Source organism: Enterobacter sp. JBIWA003 (genome assembly GCF_019968825.1).
GTDB lineage: Bacteria > Pseudomonadota > Gammaproteobacteria > Enterobacterales > Enterobacteriaceae > Enterobacter > Enterobacter quasiroggenkampii.
The window spans coordinates 3,743,253-3,760,793 of sequence record NZ_CP074170.1 but is presented as its reverse complement, the minus strand read 5'-3'; the positions used below and the strand labels follow the sequence as shown (position 1 = coordinate 3,760,793).

Sequence of the window (17,541 nt, the reverse complement as noted above, 5' to 3'; positions counted from 1 at the left end):
CGTCTTGCGATTGAGACTTCACGTCCCCTTCGTCTAGAGGCCCAGGACACCGCCCTTTCACGGCGGTAACAGGGGTTCGAATCCCCTAGGGGACGCCACTTGCTGGTTCGTGAGTGAAAGTCACCTGCCGTCATATCTCAAAACTGACTTGCGAGTCACGTTTGAGATATTTGCTCTTTAAAAATCTGGATCAAGCTGAAAATTGAAACGACACATCTTTAAGGTGTGTTCGAGTCTCTCAAATTTTCGCAATCAGAAGATGAAACATCTTCGGGTTGTGAGGTTAAGCGACTAAGCGTACACGGTGGATGCCCTGGCAGTCAGAGGCGATGAAGGACGTGCTAATCTGCGAAAAGCGCCGGCGAGGTGATATGAACCTTTGACCCGGCGATGTCCGAATGGGGAAACCCAGTGCAATTCGTTGCACTATCGTTAACTGAATACATAGGTTAACGAGGCGAACCGGGGGAACTGAAACATCTAAGTACCCCGAGGAAAAGAAATCAACCGAGATTCCCCCAGTAGCGGCGAGCGAACGGGGAGCAGCCCAGAGTCTGAATCAGCTTGTGTGTTAGTGGAAGCGTCTGGAAAGTCGCACGGTACAGGGTGACAGTCCCGTACACGAAAACACACAGGTTGTGAACTCGAAGAGTAGGGCGGGACACGTGGTATCCTGTCTGAATATGGGGGGACCATCCTCCAAGGCTAAATACTCCTGACTGACCGATAGTGAACCAGTACCGTGAGGGAAAGGCGAAAAGAACCCCGGCGAGGGGAGTGAAAAAGAACCTGAAACCGTGTACGTACAAGCAGTGGGAGCACCCTTGTGGTGTGACTGCGTACCTTTTGTATAATGGGTCAGCGACTTATATTCTGTAGCAAGGTTAACCGTATAGGGGAGCCGAAGGGAAACCGAGTCTTAACTGGGCGTTAAGTTGCAGGGTATAGACCCGAAACCCGGTGATCTAGCCATGGGCAGGTTGAAGGTTGGGTAACACTAACTGGAGGACCGAACCGACTAATGTTGAAAAATTAGCGGATGACTTGTGGCTGGGGGTGAAAGGCCAATCAAACCGGGAGATAGCTGGTTCTCCCCGAAAGCTATTTAGGTAGCGCCTCGTGAACTCATCTTCGGGGGTAGAGCACTGTTTCGGCTAGGGGGCCATCCCGGCTTACCAACCCGATGCAAACTACGAATACCGAAGAATGTTATCACGGGAGACACACGGCGGGTGCTAACGTCCGTCGTGAAGAGGGAAACAACCCAGACCGCCAGCTAAGGTCCCAAAGTCATGGTTAAGTGGGAAACGATGTGGGAAGGCACAGACAGCCAGGATGTTGGCTTAGAAGCAGCCATCATTTAAAGAAAGCGTAATAGCTCACTGGTCGAGTCGGCCTGCGCGGAAGATGTAACGGGGCTAAACCATGCACCGAAGCTGCGGCAGCGACACTATGTGTTGTTGGGTAGGGGAGCGTTCTGTAAGCCGTTGAAGGTGTGCTGTGAGGCATGCTGGAGGTATCAGAAGTGCGAATGCTGACATAAGTAACGATAAAGCGGGTGAAAAGCCCGCTCGCCGGAAGACCAAGGGTTCCTGTCCAACGTTAATCGGGGCAGGGTGAGTCGACCCCTAAGGCGAGGCCGAAAGGCGTAGTCGATGGGAAACAGGTTAATATTCCTGTACTTGGTGTTACTGCGAAGGGGGGACGGAGAAGGCTATGTTAGCCGGGCGACGGTTGTCCCGGTTTAAGCATGTAGGCGGAGGTTCCAGGTAAATCCGGTACCTTTTAACGCTGAGGTGTGATGACGAGGCACTACGGTGCTGAAGTAACAAATGCCCTGCTTCCAGGAAAAGCCTCTAAGCATCAGGTAACATCAAATCGTACCCCAAACCGACACAGGTGGTCAGGTAGAGAATACCAAGGCGCTTGAGAGAACTCGGGTGAAGGAACTAGGCAAAATGGTGCCGTAACTTCGGGAGAAGGCACGCTGATATGTAGGTGAAGCCCCTGCGGGTGGAGCTGAAATCAGTCGAAGATACCAGCTGGCTGCAACTGTTTATTAAAAACACAGCACTGTGCAAACACGAAAGTGGACGTATACGGTGTGACGCCTGCCCGGTGCCGGAAGGTTAATTGATGGGGTTAGCGGCAACGCGAAGCTCTTGATCGAAGCCCCGGTAAACGGCGGCCGTAACTATAACGGTCCTAAGGTAGCGAAATTCCTTGTCGGGTAAGTTCCGACCTGCACGAATGGCGTAATGATGGCCAGGCTGTCTCCACCCGAGACTCAGTGAAATTGAACTCGCTGTGAAGATGCAGTGTACCCGCGGCAAGACGGAAAGACCCCGTGAACCTTTACTATAGCTTGACACTGAACACTGGTCCTTGATGTGTAGGATAGGTGGGAGGCTTTGAAGTGTGGACGCCAGTCTGCATGGAGCCGTCCTTGAAATACCACCCTTTAATGGCTGGTGTTCTAACGTAGACCCGTAATCCGGGTTGCGGACAGTGTCTGGTGGGTAGTTTGACTGGGGCGGTCTCCTCCCAAAGAGTAACGGAGGAGCACGAAGGTTAGCTAATCCTGGTCGGACATCAGGAGGTTAGTGCAATGGCATAAGCTAGCTTGACTGCGAGAGTGACGGCTCGAGCAGGTGCGAAAGCAGGTCATAGTGATCCGGTGGTTCTGAATGGAAGGGCCATCGCTCAACGGATAAAAGGTACTCCGGGGATAACAGGCTGATACCGCCCAAGAGTTCATATCGACGGCGGTGTTTGGCACCTCGATGTCGGCTCATCACATCCTGGGGCTGAAGTAGGTCCCAAGGGTATGGCTGTTCGCCATTTAAAGTGGTACGCGAGCTGGGTTTAGAACGTCGTGAGACAGTTCGGTCCCTATCTGCCGTGGGCGCTGGAGAATTGAGGGGGGCTGCTCCTAGTACGAGAGGACCGGAGTGGACGCATCACTGGTGTTCGGGTTGTCATGCCAATGGCACTGCCCGGTAGCTAAATGCGGAAAAGATAAGTGCTGAAAGCATCTAAGCACGAAACTTGCCCCGAGATGAGTTCTCCCTGAGACTTTAAGTCTCCTGAAGGAACGTTGAAGACGACGACGTTGATAGGTCGGGTGTGTAAGCGCAGCGATGCGTTGAGCTAACCGATACTAATGAACCGTGAGGCTTAACCTTACAACGCCGAAGATGTTTTGGCGAAGAGACGAACAATCAAAATTCAGCCTTGATACAGATGAACAGAATTTGCCTGGCGGCTTTAGCGCGGTGGTCCCACCTGACCCCATGCCGAACTCAGAAGTGAAACGCCGTAGCGCCGATGGTAGTGTGGGGTCTCCCCATGTGAGAGTAGGGAACTGCCAGGCATCAATTAAGAAGAACCCCGTACCGTAAGGTGCGGGGTTTTTTGCTTTTGTTTTCCCACTCTGGCTTTTGTCTTAATCCCTTATCCTGCTAATGGAATGTGTGATCTCTGTCTCAATGTGATTTATAACAAAATTATAACATTTCATTTACGAGGTTATTGAGTCTCCAGGCTCAATACGCCGCAGTTTATGGCAGGAGCATAATCACAATGACAGAAAGCATGACATCAAACGGGACGCTGGCTCACAGTGATACCCGAAGAAGGGTATGGGCAATCATCAGCGCCTCTTCAGGGAATCTGGTTGAATGGTTCGACTTTTACGTCTACTCATTCTGTTCACTCTACTTCGCACATATTTTCTTCCCCTCCGGCAACACCACCACGCAGCTGCTACAAACGGCAGGAGTCTTCGCCGCAGGCTTCTTGATGCGACCCATCGGGGGTTGGCTGTTCGGCCGTATTGCGGACCGTCGCGGGCGTAAGGCCTCTATGCTGATCTCGGTGTGCATGATGTGCTTTGGCTCGCTGGTGATCGCCTGCTTACCGGGATATGCATCGATTGGTACCTGGGCACCGGCGCTACTTTTGCTGGCCCGCTTATTCCAGGGATTATCGGTGGGCGGTGAATACGGTACCAGTGCAACCTACATGAGTGAAATTGCACTGGAAGGCCGTAAAGGTTTTTACGCCTCATTCCAGTACGTCACGCTGATTGGCGGTCAACTGCTGGCCATTCTTGTGGTGGTGATCCTGCAGCAAATTCTGACGGACGAACAACTTCACGCCTGGGGATGGCGGATCCCTTTCGCAATGGGCGCTGTACTGGCGGTCGTTGCACTTTGGCTACGCCGTCAGCTAGATGAAACCTCTCAGAAAGAGGTCAGGATGCTGAAGGAGGCGGGAACATTCAAAGGGTTATGGCGTAACCGCAAAGCTTTCCTGATGGTGCTGGGCTTCACTGCAGGCGGCTCTCTCAGTTTTTATACGTTCACCACCTATATGCAAAAATACCTGGTAAACACCACCGGCATGCACGCAAACGTCGCCAGCGTGGTCATGACCGTGGCACTGTTTGTCTTTATGCTCATACAGCCGATCGTCGGCGCGCTCTCGGATAAAATTGGCCGACGTACGTCGATGCTCATTTTTGGCGGATTGTCGGCATTATGTACCGTCCCCATTCTGACTGCGCTTCAGCATGTCTCTTCACCGTATGCTGCCTTTGCGCTGGTGATGGTGGCGATGGTGATTGTCAGTTTCTACACCTCCATCAGCGGGATACTGAAAGCCGAGATGTTCCCGGCGCAGGTCCGTGCGTTAGGGGTAGGGCTCTCTTATGCAGTCGCCAACGCGGTGTTTGGCGGATCGGCGGAGTACGTAGCGCTGTCGCTTAAATCATGGGGAAGCGAAACGACATTCTTCTGGTACGTAACGGGAATGGGGGCACTGGCGTTTGTTGTCTCCCTGATGCTGCATCGCAAAGGGAAAGGCATTCGACTTTAATACCGCGCCATCTGCCATACGGCATAGCCGGTCGTTGCGCCAGCGACATCCCAGGCGAAATCTTTCCAGCTCCAGCCGCTCCCTGCGGGGCGGCTATCCCACAGTTCTTTTGATGCCCCAAGACTTACTGAGAACATCAGCCCGATCGCCGCGCTACGATCCAGGCTGTATCCCTGATGCTGGGCATATTCATTACCGGCTGCGGACAACATCGCGGAGGCGAGAAAATGCTGTGCTTTATCCTGTCCGGACCAGCTATCGTTGGCCATATGGCTACAGCCACTCAGGAAAATGACGCTCAGTAACAAAGGAATACGCATCAACGGGCCCCATAAAAAAGCCCTGCGGGTGACAGGGCCTGGACATTACAGAATACGGCTGATAAGTCGGTCGATACGGATACGACGTAAGCGGCGAATAAGCTTGCGAACTTTCACCGGATAATCAGCAATGCTCTGCAGTTCGCGGTAGTGATTCACCACGGTGGTATGGGTGCGAATCAGCTCCAGCTCGCGTTCACGTTGGGCGGCTAACTCATGCTGCGGATCATGGATCAGGATAGCGTTTTCCAGATCCAGTCGCCACGCGCGCGGGTTCAGGTTGTTACCGGTCAGCAGCATCCACTCATCATCGACCCACATGCCTTTCAGATGGTAACTATTGTCTTCATCTTTCCAGAGACGCACAACCAGCTGGTCAGTGTTGACGTAATACTGTAAGCGGCTCAGGAAACGGCGAAGGTTAATCTCATAGAGATAAGGCAATGCACCGATGATTTTGAACGGCTGATCTTCGGGAATAAAGAAGTCGTTTGCCGTTTTATCACCCACGATGATTTCCACTTTTTTACCCTCGCGCAGCAGCTGAATGATATTACGCACCAGCACGGCAGGAAGGTTGAAATACGGCGTGCAGATAGTGAGTTTCTGCTCCGCGCACGGCATCAGATGGAAAATCGTTTTGTTCAGCAGGCTTGATTTGCCGAGCCCTACCAGCGGGGTAACGGATAACTCTTCGTTGTTCGCATCGCCCTGGAAATGATAGACCGCATCGCGCAGCTCCTGGCGGAAGGCGCGAACATCATTTTTGATTTCCGGGCTTTTAGGGCGCTCGGGATCGTCAAGACGATTAACGCCACGGCCATGAACCAGATTTTTATCAACCCAGTTGAACATGATATCGGCCATCTGCGGATTACGGATCAGATGGTAACGGTCGTAGCGATATTTATCGAGCTGATGAAGGTAGACATCATTGAGACTGGCGCCGCTGTATAGCGCGCTGTCATCAATGATGAACCCCTTGAAATGAAGAACGCCGAGCGCTTCACGGGTATTCACCGGGACGCCATAAACAGGGACGTCAACACCAGGATTTTCCTGCGCCGTGCGGCAATACCAGTCAGCATTGGTGTTTGACGCGGCAGCGCCAATTCGGCCACGCTGGGCGCGATGCCAGTCTACCAGCACGCGAACATCCAGTTCCGGACGCTGACGTTTGGCTTCATAGAGCGCGTTCAGGATCGCGCGCCCGCCTTCATCCTGTTCAAGATACAGTGCCACAATGCAAATGCGTCGCGTGGCGCTGGCAATCTTTTCCAGAAGCGTCTCCCGAAAATGAGCGGGAGCGTAAAAGAACTCTACATCATCAACTGACTGAGAAATCTTCGGTAGTTGAGCAAGGTGTTGTTGATGTTTATTACGCTTAAATTTTGACAACATCACAGTGCGTTTCTTCTCTGTTCATTGAAGGGTTGTCTGTACTATGCAAACAACATAAGCGGACAATGATACCACCAGTCCCGTCCAAAGTGGGTAACATTTCCAGTAGCTTACTCGCGTTTGTCTGCTGATGTCAGACTGAGGGACAAGGCTACAATACCTTCGTCCAGCTGAATATCAACGTCAAATCCAAGTTTTCGCGCCAGGGTCACCATACCGCGATTGTTAGGCATAGTAATGCCATTAAGGCGTAACAATCCGTGATCTCGCGTATAACTGATGAGTTTTTCCAGCAGTCGTCTTCCCAGGCCCAGACCTTTAAGATCGGAGCGTACCAGCACGGCAAACTCCGCATCGACGTTATCCGGGTCAGAAATCGCACGCGTGACGCCGAGGATCTCATCACCCTTATCGGCGCGACGAACGGCAACAAACGCCATTTCTCGATCGTAGTCGATCTGGGTCATATTGGCTAAATCATCGTGGGTAAATTCGTTGATTTCGCTAAAATAGCGATAATAAAGATCCTCTTTCGTAACCTGAGAGATAAAGGCCCGCAACTGGGGCTCATCTTCCGGCAGAATAGGGCGGAACAAGGCGCGTTCCCCATTTTTCATCTCAACCCACTCCTCCAGCTGCAGGGGATACGGGCGGATCGCGAGACGACTCTCTCTGTCTCCTTCGAATGGCGCGATATCCAGGGTCACGTCCAGCGCCGTAAACTCATTGCCGGAGGCGAGCAGCGGATGAATGTCCAGCCGCTGGATCTCGGCACAATCCACAATCAGGTTAGAGACCTGCACCAGGAACTGACTTAGCCCGGCAATATCAAGTGGACGCAGCGCGCTCCGGCCGCGGATCTTTTTGCTTTTGATCGCCTGGATAATCAGATAACGCGCCAGGTTCATGTTCAGCGGCGGTAACGCCACCACAGCCTGTTCCTCCGGGCGCCACTCCACACCACCTTCACCCAGCATGATGAGCGGGCCGAAGACGGGATCGTGTTCGACCACCACCCGTAACTCCTGAGCGCCTGCGCGGTTAGCCATGCTTTGCACCAGCAAGCCGTGGATCCTTGCCTGCGGCCACGCCATTTTGACCCGGTCAAAAATGGCATCTGTGGCCTGCTGCACCTCAGTCGCCGTACGCAGGTAGAGCATCACACCCTGAACGTCAGACTTATGCGGAATATCCGGGGAGCGCAGCTTCAGGGCAACCGGATAGCCAATCTGCTCGGCAATATGCACGGCCTCAGCGCTATCGCTGGCGATCCAGGTCGGCAGGGTCTGCATCCCGTAGCTGCCCAGAATGGGCTGGACTTCATGCGTATCCAGCGACGTCGCGCCTTCTTCGATTGCCTGCTGCAACAGCCGGTGAACGTCGACGGTATTGGCCGTCAGATTACCGGGCAACGCCGGCGTCTCGCGGAGCTGTTTCTGGTTGCGGCGATATTCCACCATATGCATAAACGCGGTAATGGTGCCTTCCGGCGTGCGGTAGGTTGGCAGTCCGGCTTCGCTGAACAGACGTCGCGCCTCCTGCGAAGAAAACTCTCCGCACCAGTTGGTCAGCAGGGTGACATATTTGCCTCGCGGATGATTGCGCACGGCCTCAATGAGCGCGCGCGCGCTTTCGCTGCCCGGCGCGACCGCGCTGGGGGAGTGGATAATCATCAGCGCATCGAAATCCTGGCTATCCAGCAAAATGGAAATGGCCCTGATATAGCGGTCACTGCTGGCGTCATCGCGCAAATCAAGCGGATTGCCGGGCGTCACGCTGGTCGGAAGCGCGTCTTTCAGGCGCTGCAGCGTCTCTTCACTCGGCGTGGCCAGCTTGCCGAAGCGCCGCCACAGCTCATCCAGGGCGAGTGCGGCAGGGGCGGCGCCGTTACTGACAATCATTAACTTCTCGCCGCGCAACGGGCGCATATGGCTTAACGTCTCAACGGCGGAAAAAAGCTCGTGCGTATCCTGTACCCGCAGCAAACCCGCGCGCTGAATGGCGGCGTCCCAGGCGGGATCCATGCCGGAATGCGAATGCAGCAGACGCTGTGCCGCAGGGCTACGTCCGCTTTTGATCACCAGGATCGGCTTATTGCGCGACGCGCTTCGCGACGCCGAGACAAAACGACGTGCGTCGCTGAGGTGCTCAAGATAAAGCAGGATCGCACTGGTTTTACTGTCGCGCGCCAGAAAATCCAGTAGCTCATCAACGTCGATATCCAGACTGTCGCCGAGCGCAATGAAGTAAGAGAATCCCATTTCACGCTGCTGCGCCCAGTCGAGAATGGTGTTCGATACCGCAGCCGACTGCGAGATAAACGCGAGCTTGCCTTTGCGGATTGGAACCGGAGAGAAGCTGGCATTCAGCCCCTGCCAGGGGGCGAGCAGGCCCAGACTGTTTGGCCCAAGAATGCGCATTTGATAGCGGCTGGCGCAGGCCAGAAGCTCGGCTTTCTGTTCCGGCGGAGACGAGAGAATAATGCAGGTTTTACAGCCTTTCTTGCCGAGCGATTCCAGCAGTTCCGGATTCCGTTTTGCGTTTGTACACAGTACGGCAAGATCCGGCACGAAAGGCAGGCTTTGTACGTCAGGCCATGCAAGCACCCCCTGAACGGCTTTATACGCCGGTGTGACGGGCATGACGGGGCCATTAAATCCCCCGGCCAGCAGGTTGCGCATCATCAGATAGCCAGCACGATCCGGTTTCATTGATGCGCCGATGACGGCAATGGATTTAGGACGAAGCAGCGCTTCTAACCCTCGCTGGCTCATGCAGGCCTCCTGTGAATGCAAGCGACCTGATGATTTTAAACGCTTTCCGTCTCGGCTGCTGTGACGCTGCCCTTATGAACGGTTTTTCCCGCCAGATAGCGTTCCCGGAAACAGGAGAAATGGTTGCCCAGGGCGTGAGCCGCAGCGGTATCACCCGCCAGGTCCAGAAGCGCAATGGCCACTTCGGCGGTGCAGTATTGCCCGTCAGCATGCGCTTCACGCAGGCGATAGGCGGAGACGCGGGACAGATCGACAGAAATCACCGGCAGTGCGTCGAGATACGGGCTTTTACGAAACATTTTTCGCGCTTCGGTCCAGGTGCCGTCCAGCATAATAAACAACGGCGGTTTACCGGCTGGCGGCGTCGAAAGCACCTGGCGATCGACACCTGCATATGACGCAGGGAAAACGACCATCGGCTGATAGTCCGGGCTTGCCACTAAGTCGAGCAGCGCCTGAGGAGGCTCCGTACGGGACCACTGAAATGCCGCGGTATCCGGCAGAATATCGGCAATGAGGCGACCTGTATTGCTGGGCTTCATCGGCTCGGTATCAAACATGACCAGACAAAAACGGCTCTGGGCCGTACTCGGTGCCAGCGTCTCGCACAGGCAAACCTTCAGCGGCAGCAGGCAGCGCTGACAGCGGCGAATACGGTTTCCGCGCGCGAGAAACGGTCGGGTAGCGCGCGCAAGGCGTTCGGCGCGTAATTGAAGAACAGCGTTATCAGTCATGGGCGAAATGCAGGAAAAACCCTATTTTCGCAGAGGCGAGAACGGGGCACAAGATGTGCCCCGAGAATGTTACAGCGACTCGTTTAACCAGCTTTCAAAAGGCGCTTTAGGCACCGCACCGTTGAGCATATCGAGCACTTCACCATTTTTGAAAATCATAATGGTCGGGATGCTGCGAATGCGAAAACGGGCGCTCAGTTCAGGTTCAGCTTCAGTATTGACCTTAACGAAACGTATTTTTCCGCTGCGCTCTTCGGCCACGTCTTCGAAGATCGGCGCGAAGCTACGGCATGGGCCGCACCAGGGCGCCCAGAAATCAACCACAACAGGAAGATCGTCCTTGAGGAGTTTGTCCAGCGTAGCACCCGTCGCGTTAATGACCTCGCCATCAAACAATTCATGGCCGCAGCGTCCGCATTTCGCACCATCTTCAATCCGATCGTCCGGAATGCGGTTAAGAGCCTGACAGTTGGCACATACGGTATTCATAACTAACCTCTGATAGAGCCGTGGGACAGCGGCAAAAAGCCGATAATGTTTCTAATATGTTACATATTATCAATGAGCCTGTTTGAAACAACAATGCGTTTTATTCAATGAGAACAATAGTCACAGGCTTTTGTACGAAATTATGGCTATGCGCTGGCACATCGGGTAATCTGCGCGCTTCGCGCAGCGCTGGTGGAGAAAAGCATGAACGACGAAATGAAAAATAAAAGCGGCAAGGTCAAAGTGATGTATGTCCGCAGTGATGATGACTCTGATAAACGCACCCAAAATCCGCGTACCGGAAAAGGTGGCGGGCGTCCGGCGTCTTCTCGTGCAGACGGTGGCCGTCGCCCCGCCCGCGATGACAGAAACAACCGCGGTGATGACCGCAAACGTGATGACCGCAAGCGTGACGATCGCAAACGCGATGACCGTCCGCGGGATGACTTCTCACGTGATAACGCCTCCCCGTGGCGCACCGTTTCTCGTGCCCCTGGCGACGAAACGCCAGAAAAGGCCGATCACGGCGGTATCAGCGGTAAAAGCTTTATCGACCCGGAAGTGCTGCGCCGTCAGCGTGCGGAAGAGACTCGCGTGTATGGTGAGAACGCCTGCCAGGCGCTGTTCCAGAGCCGTCCTGAATGTATCGTCCGCGCCTGGTTTATTCAGAGCGTAACCCCGCGCTTTAAAGAAGCGCTGCGCTGGATGGCGGCAAACCGCAAAGCCTACCACGTGGTTGATGATGCCGAGCTGACCAAAGCATCCGGTACTGAACACCACGGCGGCGTCTGCTTCCTGATCAAAAAACGTAACGGTACGACCGTTCAGCAATGGGTCAGTCAGGCGGATGCCGATGACTGCGTGCTGGCGCTGGAAGACGTGGGCAACCCGCATAACCTGGGCGCAATGATGCGCAGCTGCGCGCACTTTGGCGTGAAAGGCGTGCTGTTGCAGGATGCCGCGCTGCTGGAATCCGGTGCCGCGATCCGTACTGCGGAAGGCGGAGCCGAACACGTACAGCCGATCACCGGCGACAGCGTGCTGGATGCCCTTGAGCAGTTCCGTAAAGCGGGTTATTCCATCGTGACCACCTCGAGCCATGCCGGTACGCCGCTGTTTAAAGCGACGCTGCCACGCAAAATGGTGCTGGTGCTGGGTCAGGAACGCGATGGTCTGTCTGATGCGGCGCTCTCCAGTGCGGATCTGAGCGTCTCTATTGATGGGACAGGCAATGTGGAAAGTCTGAACGTATCCGTTGCAACCGGCGTACTGCTGGCCGAATGGTGGCGTCAGAATAAGGCATAAGCCTCTTCATGTGCCGGGGCCGACCCGGCACATTCAAATACTATTCGCTCTCTGCCGGTAACACAGGCATCCAGTCAATGGGCGTTTCGCCACGTTTTTCCAGCCATTCGTTCGCCAGAACAAAATGATTACTGCCAAAGAAACCGCGATGTGCAGACAGCGGTGACGGATGCGGCGCTTTCAACACGTGATGACGCTGACGGTTAATAATCGCCCCTTTCTTCTGCGCGTGCGATCCCCAGAGTAAAAACACGACCCCTTCACGGTGTTCGTTGATCAGGCTGATGACTTTATCGGTGAACGTCTCCCAGCCCAGGCTGGCGTGCGAGTGCGCCTGGCCGGCCCGAACGGTGAGTACCGTGTTCAATAACAGCACGCCCTGACGCGCCCAGCTTTCCAGGTAGCCATGGTTTGGCCGGGTAAACCCGGGCACGGTTCCCTCAAGCTCTTTATACATGTTGAGCAGAGAAGGGGGGATCGCCACGCCGGGACGTACGGAAAACGCCAGCCCATGCGCCTGACCCGGGCCGTGATAGGGATCCTGGCCCAGAATGACCACTTTCACATCGCTCAGTTCGGTGTAGCGAAAGGCGTTGAACACATCTTTCTGCGGCGGGTAAATCGTCTGTCCGGACTGGCGCTCAGCCGCAACGGTGCTGAGCGTATTGATAAAATAGGGCTGCTGCTTTTCTTCTGCCAGCACGTCATGCCAGGTTAAAGGTGTCGTCATCTCGCTCTCCTGCGAATTTCAATCTCTGACTAGCTTACCTGTTAAAGCCCGGTGAGCAAAATAGCACACTGAAATGCGCGCTAAGTGGCTAAATTTATGTTGAAAATGTGCAGGTTAAATTGAATTGGTAAGGTCATGAAATTGATCTAAAGCAATAAATTCAAACCACACTCTTTATGTGGTTGGTGTTTTTGTTGATTTAAATCAATAAATCACCGGGGTGTGAATGATATATATACACACAAGAAACAATGGTTTTACCAATTGGCCGCGAGAGGCCGACATCAGTTAATGTAGCCTAAGGGAGGCAACACATGATTACAGGTATCCAGATTACTAAAGCTGCAAATGACGATCTGCTCAACTCTTTCTGGCTGCTGGACAGCGAGAAAAACGAAGCGCGCTGTGTCGTCGCGAAAGCGGGTTTTGCTGAAGATGAAATCGTGCCGGTGAGCAAACTGGGCGAAATCGAATACCGTGAAATTCCAATGGAAGTGAAACCGGAAGTGCGCGTGGAAGGTGGTCAGCACCTGAACGTAAACGTACTGCGTCGCGAAACGCTGATGGACGCGGTTGAGCACCCAGAAAAATACCCACAGCTGACCATTCGCGTGTCCGGCTATGCGGTACGCTTCAACTCTCTGACCCCAGAACAGCAGCGCGACGTTATCGCGCGTACCTTTACTGAAAGCCTGTAAGGCTTCAGCTACGGGGGGAATAAAAAAGCCGGGGATTTCCCCGGCTTTTTTTTACTCTTCCGTTTTTGTCTCTGGTGCAGCAGAGCTTGGCTTACGGCGCTTACCAATATTTTTGGTATCGCGGTGGCGCTGCTTCACGCGCGGTTTCTCTTTTTCTTTCTCTTTTCTCTCAGCACGTTTCGCGAGCGCTTTCTTGGACGGTTTACCCGTCATTTTTTCACTCGGCGCACGCGTGGTTGGGCGCAGGCCATCAATAACGCGCGCTTTCAGCGGCTCGTCAACATAGCGGCCAATTTTCTGCAGCAGCAGGTAGTCATGCGCTTCGACCAGTGAGATAGCAATCCCTTTGCGGCCCGCGCGGCCGGTACGGCCAATACGGTGCAGATAGGTATCGCCGCTGCGCGGCATATCGAAGTTAATGACGTGGCTGACGTCAGGGATGTCGATCCCGCGAGCGGCAACGTCTGTGGCAACCAGCACGTTAACGCGGCCATCGGTCAGGCGCTTAATGCCTTCGGTACGCTTGATCTGCGCCATCTCGCCTTCAAGATAGCAGTTGTTGATCCCGGCGTTACGCAGCATTTCTGCCAGCTCATGCACGCGCTCGCGCTTACGGACAAACACGATTGTGCGCAGCGCATCTTCCTGCTTCAGCAGGTGTTTGAGCAATTCGACCTTGTGCTCAAGGTTGTCCGCGCGGTAGTACCACTGGTGGATCTTCTTACGCTCACGGGTGGACGGCGTCGCCGACACTTCTACCGGATCTTCCAGCAGACGCTCTGCGAAGTCTTTAATCGCTTCCCCTTCGAGGGTGGCAGAGAACAGCATCGTCTGGTTACGCCAGCGCGTTTCCCCGGCAATGTGCTCGATATCCTGTGCGAAGCCCATGTCCAGCATACGGTCGGCTTCGTCGAGGATCAGTGTTTCAACCGCACGGCAGTCGAAGTTCTCTTCTTTAATGTACTGCAGCAGGCGGCCCGTCGTCGCAACGACGATGTCCTGGTTTTCGCTGAACACTTCGGCGTGGTTCATATACGCAACGCCGCCGGTGATGGTCGCGATATCCAAGTGGGTATTTGCCGCAAGTTCACGCGCGTGATCGGCCACCTGCATGGCCAGTTCGCGCGTCGGCGTCAGGATTAAAATACGCGGCGGGCCAGATTTTTTACGTGGAAAATCGAGCAGATGCTGCAACACAGGCAGCAAATAGGCTGCTGTCTTCCCCGTGCCGGTTGGCGCAGAACCGAGCACATCGCGGCCCTCAAGCGCAGGCGGAATGGCCGCTGCCTGAATGGCGGTCGGGCGTGTAAAGCCTTTGCTCTCAAGTGCATTGAGCAGGCTTTCATCGAGTTCAAGTTCGGAAAAAGTCGTTACAGTCATGTTCTACCTCTGTGTGGGGCGCTGATTATAGACGTTACGGCTGTAATCTTCATCTGTTTGTATGGATATCGCTTTTCGGCCACTTCGCTTTCCCCTATGCTACTCCAGTTTCACTTAGAAGGTTGCTCCGACATGTCTCAACTCAAAGCGCAGCTGCGCCGCGATGGTTTTACGTTTAAACAATTTTTTGTCGCTCACGATCGCTGTGCCATGAAGGTCGGTACGGACGGTATTTTACTGGGCGCGTGGGCGCCTGTCGCAGGGGTTAAGCGTATTCTTGATATCGGTACCGGCAGCGGGCTGGTGGCGTTAATGCTGGCGCAGCGCACGGAAGAGCATGTCACCATCGATGCCGTCGAGCTGGATGCGCAGGCGGCAGAGCAGGCAAGTGAAAACGTGGCCGAATCCCCTTGGGCTGCCCGCATGAAAGTGGACTGCGCCGATGTGCTCGCCTGGGCGCCTGAACAAACCGCGCGTTACGATCTGATCGTCAGCAACCCTCCCTACTACGCGCCCGGCGTTGAGTGCGGGACACCCGAGCGCGAACAGGCGCGTTATACCCGTTCCCTCGATCATAAAGCGCTGCTCACCAGTGCGGCCGAACTCATCTCCGAAGAAGGATTTTTCTGCGTGGTCCTGCCAGAGAGTACCGGCAACACGTTCATCGGTATCGCGCAGGAGATTGGCTGGACGTTACGTCTGCGTACCGATATTTCGGATACGGAAGGCCGACTGCCACACCGCGTGCTGCTGGCGCTCTCGCCGAAAGAGGGTGAATGCTTTAACGATCGAATGGTGATCCGTGGGCCAGACCAGCGTTATTCCGAAGATTACACTGCCCTGACCCAGGCGTTTTATCTGTTTATGTAAACCTGCGGGGCGAGGATCGACGGGCCGGACTCCGCAAGCTGATCCGGATAGTCCAGCGTATAGTGCAACCCGCGGCTCTCTTTACGCATCATCGCGCAGCGAACGATCAGCTCGGCAACCTGCACCAGATTGCGCAGCTCCAGCAGATTATTCGATACGCGGAAATTGGCATAATACTCATCAATTTCCTGCTGCAGCATCGTGATGCGGCGCAGCGCGCGCTCAAGACGTTTCGTGGTGCGCACAATCCCGACGTAATCCCACATGAACAGCCGTAGCTCATGCCAGTTATGCTGGATCACGACCAGCTCGTCCGGATTTTCCACGCGGCTTTCATCCCAGGCAGGCAGGCGCTCTGTCTCACGGGCGTAGGGCATGCGTTTGGTGATGTCTTCTGCGGCCGACCAGCCGTAGACCAGGCACTCAAGCAGCGAGTTAGACGCCATACGGTTCGCGCCATGAAGCCCGGTATAGCTGACCTCACCGATAGCATACAGGCCATCGACATCGGTACGCCCATGATCGTCAACCATCACCCCACCGCAGGTATAGTGGGCGGCTGGCACAATTGGCACCGGATCGCGCATTAAATCGATGCCAAGGTTGAGCAGCTTTTCGTAAATCATCGGGAAGTGCTGGCGAATAAACTCTGCAGGTTTGTGGCTGATATCAAGATACATGCAATCCACGCCAAGACGCTTCATTTCATGGTCGATGGCGCGGGCAACGATATCGCGCGGGGCCAGTTCGCCACGAGAGTCAAAGTCTGGCATAAAGCGGGTGCCGTCAGGGCGTTTCAGATAGGCACCTTCGCCGCGCAGGGCTTCCGTCAGCAGGAAGTTGCGCGCCTGAGGATGGAACAGGGCGGTTGGGTGAAACTGATTGAACTCAAGGTTCGCCACCCGGCAGCCGGCGCGCCAGGCCATCGCGATACCGTCTCCGGAGGCAATGTCCGGGTTCGTGGTGTACTGATACACTTTAGAGGCGCCGCCCGTGGCCAGCACTACAGCCTTCGCCTGGCAAGTTTCCACCTTCTCTTTATTGCGGTTCCAGACCCAGGCGCCCACCACGCGACGCGTGCCCGGCAGGCCAATCTTGTCGGAGATAATCAGGTCAACGGCGTTACTTCGTTCAAGCACACGAATATTAGGATGGCTCAGCGCCTTGCCGACCAGCGTGGTCTCCACTTCTTTCCCGGTGGCATCCGCTGCGTGCAGGATGCGGCGGTGGCTATGACCGCCTTCACGCGTCAGGTGGTAGCTCTCTTCACCGTTGGGTTGAACCTGCGTATCGAATAAGACGCCCTGGTCTATGAGCCACTGCACGCAATGGCGGGCATTGCTGGCGACAAACTCTGCGGCGTGCGCATCCACGATCCCGGCCCCGGCAATCAGCGTATCGTCGACGTGGGAGGCAATGCTGTCTGTCTCATCAAACACGGCGGCAATTCCGCCCTGGGCATAAAACGTGGAACCCTCGCTTATCGGCCCTTTACTCAGAACGATAACGTTTTGATGCTCGGCCAGGCGTAGCGCCAGAGAGAGACCGGCAGCGCCGCTGCCGATGATCAGTACATCACAATGGAGTTCAGGTGTTGTGTTCATGATTGTTGTTTAATTTACTAAACAGTGTTAGGCCAGAATAGCACCTGAATGCGATTTATCGCACGTTTTTTTTAATGTCTGTTGCAATGACTAAACGCGTAAGCAGAGGTAAACGGAGGGTAAATGAGTGAAATTATTTTGCGAAGCAGATCGTTAGCGTCAGATTTTGTGATGAAATAAAGACTGGCTTGCGTTACTCTTCTGGCGGGAAAAAGATGTTTCTTGTCAGAAAGTGGTGCGTATCGTGAACAGACTTATAATGAGAGAAAATGAACAGTCTGCGGCGCGATGAACAAAAACAAAGGCGTTACGGAACTTATTGAAGATCAGACACTCTAATTCGGTGCTTGCTCAAAGT

At 54.6% G+C, this 17,541-nt stretch carries 12 protein-coding genes, 1 tRNA gene and 2 rRNA genes; 7 read left to right on the top strand and 8 right to left on the bottom strand.

Annotated elements, in window-relative coordinates; translation table 11 throughout:
- Positions 1-22: 22 nt before the first annotated feature.
- The 4 genes from KGP25_RS17995 to KGP25_RS17980 all read left to right on the top strand — a co-directional run bounded on the left by KGP25_RS17995 (position 23) and on the right by KGP25_RS17980 (position 4,878).
- A tRNA-Glu gene (locus KGP25_RS17995) sits at positions 23-98 on the top strand.
- Between the two features lie 183 nt (positions 99-281).
- Positions 282-3,185 (top strand): 23S ribosomal RNA (locus tag KGP25_RS17990).
- Positions 3,186-3,257: 72 nt separating this feature from the next.
- Positions 3,258-3,373: ribosomal RNA gene (gene rrf / locus KGP25_RS17985) — 5S ribosomal RNA — on the top strand.
- A 209-nt stretch (positions 3,374-3,582) separates the two neighbouring features.
- Entirely contained in the window at positions 3,583-4,878 is a 1,296-nt protein-coding gene (locus KGP25_RS17980; protein ID WP_045908524.1) for an MFS transporter, read from the top strand.
- Here KGP25_RS17980 and KGP25_RS17975 read toward each other — a convergent pair.
- The 5 genes from KGP25_RS17975 to trxC form a co-directional block, all read right to left on the bottom strand.
- Positions 4,875-5,198, bottom strand: coding sequence for a YfiM family lipoprotein (locus KGP25_RS17975; protein ID WP_223539403.1), 324 nt, complete (start codon positions 5,196-5,198; stop codon positions 4,875-4,877). The two genes, KGP25_RS17980 and KGP25_RS17975, sit on opposite strands and share 4 nt — an antisense overlap.
- Before the next feature lie 45 nt (positions 5,199-5,243).
- On the bottom strand, positions 5,244-6,599 hold the full coding sequence (gene pssA, locus KGP25_RS17970) for a CDP-diacylglycerol--serine O-phosphatidyltransferase (protein WP_223540575.1): 1,356 nt from the start codon (positions 6,597-6,599) through the stop codon (positions 5,244-5,246).
- A 110-nt stretch (positions 6,600-6,709) separates the two neighbouring features.
- Positions 6,710-9,373, bottom strand: a complete 2,664-nt coding sequence (gene pat, locus KGP25_RS17960; protein ID WP_223539402.1) for a protein lysine acetyltransferase — start codon at positions 9,371-9,373, stop codon at positions 6,710-6,712.
- A gap of 35 nt (positions 9,374-9,408) precedes the next feature.
- Positions 9,409-10,107, bottom strand: coding sequence for a tRNA-uridine aminocarboxypropyltransferase (tapT, locus tag KGP25_RS17955; RefSeq protein ID WP_048226270.1), 699 nt, complete (start codon positions 10,105-10,107; stop codon positions 9,409-9,411).
- Positions 10,108-10,176: 69 nt separating this feature from the next.
- Positions 10,177-10,596 carry a thioredoxin TrxC gene (gene trxC / locus KGP25_RS17950; protein WP_045908528.1) on the bottom strand — a complete coding sequence of 140 codons (420 nt, stop codon included), beginning with the start codon at positions 10,594-10,596 and terminating at the stop codon, positions 10,177-10,179.
- 204 nt (positions 10,597-10,800) lie between these two features.
- Between trxC and KGP25_RS17945 the strand changes: the two genes are divergently transcribed.
- Positions 10,801-11,901 (top strand): tRNA/rRNA methyltransferase, encoded by a 1,101-nt coding sequence (locus KGP25_RS17945; RefSeq protein WP_008502192.1) that lies wholly within the window; start codon positions 10,801-10,803, stop codon positions 11,899-11,901.
- Between the two features lie 40 nt (positions 11,902-11,941).
- On the opposite strand, the gene ung is transcribed toward KGP25_RS17945, so the two are convergent.
- Complete coding sequence (gene ung, locus KGP25_RS17940; RefSeq protein WP_048029572.1) at positions 11,942-12,631, bottom strand: uracil-DNA glycosylase; 690 nt, start codon at positions 12,629-12,631, stop codon at positions 11,942-11,944.
- 314 nt (positions 12,632-12,945) lie between these two features.
- On the opposite strand from ung, the gene grcA reads away from it, so the two are divergent.
- Positions 12,946-13,329, top strand: a complete 384-nt coding sequence (gene grcA, locus KGP25_RS17935; protein ID WP_008502190.1) for an autonomous glycyl radical cofactor GrcA — start codon at positions 12,946-12,948, stop codon at positions 13,327-13,329.
- Positions 13,330-13,380: 51 nt separating this feature from the next.
- Here grcA and srmB read toward each other — a convergent pair whose 3' ends face one another.
- A complete protein-coding gene (gene srmB, locus KGP25_RS17930; protein WP_023344704.1) occupies positions 13,381-14,709 on the bottom strand; it encodes an ATP-dependent RNA helicase SrmB in 1,329 nt (442 codons plus the stop codon).
- Positions 14,710-14,841: 132 nt separating this feature from the next.
- Here srmB and KGP25_RS17925 point away from each other — a divergent pair, with 132 nt between their 5' ends.
- Positions 14,842-15,579, top strand: a complete 738-nt coding sequence (locus KGP25_RS17925) for a tRNA1(Val) (adenine(37)-N6)-methyltransferase (protein ID WP_045908530.1) — start codon at positions 14,842-14,844, stop codon at positions 15,577-15,579.
- Here KGP25_RS17925 and nadB read toward each other — a convergent pair.
- Positions 15,564-17,183 carry an L-aspartate oxidase gene (nadB, locus tag KGP25_RS17920; RefSeq protein ID WP_223539401.1) on the bottom strand — a complete coding sequence of 540 codons (1,620 nt, stop codon included), beginning with the start codon at positions 17,181-17,183 and terminating at the stop codon, positions 15,564-15,566. The genes KGP25_RS17925 and nadB overlap by 16 nt on opposite strands.
- Positions 17,184-17,541 lie beyond the last annotated feature (358 nt).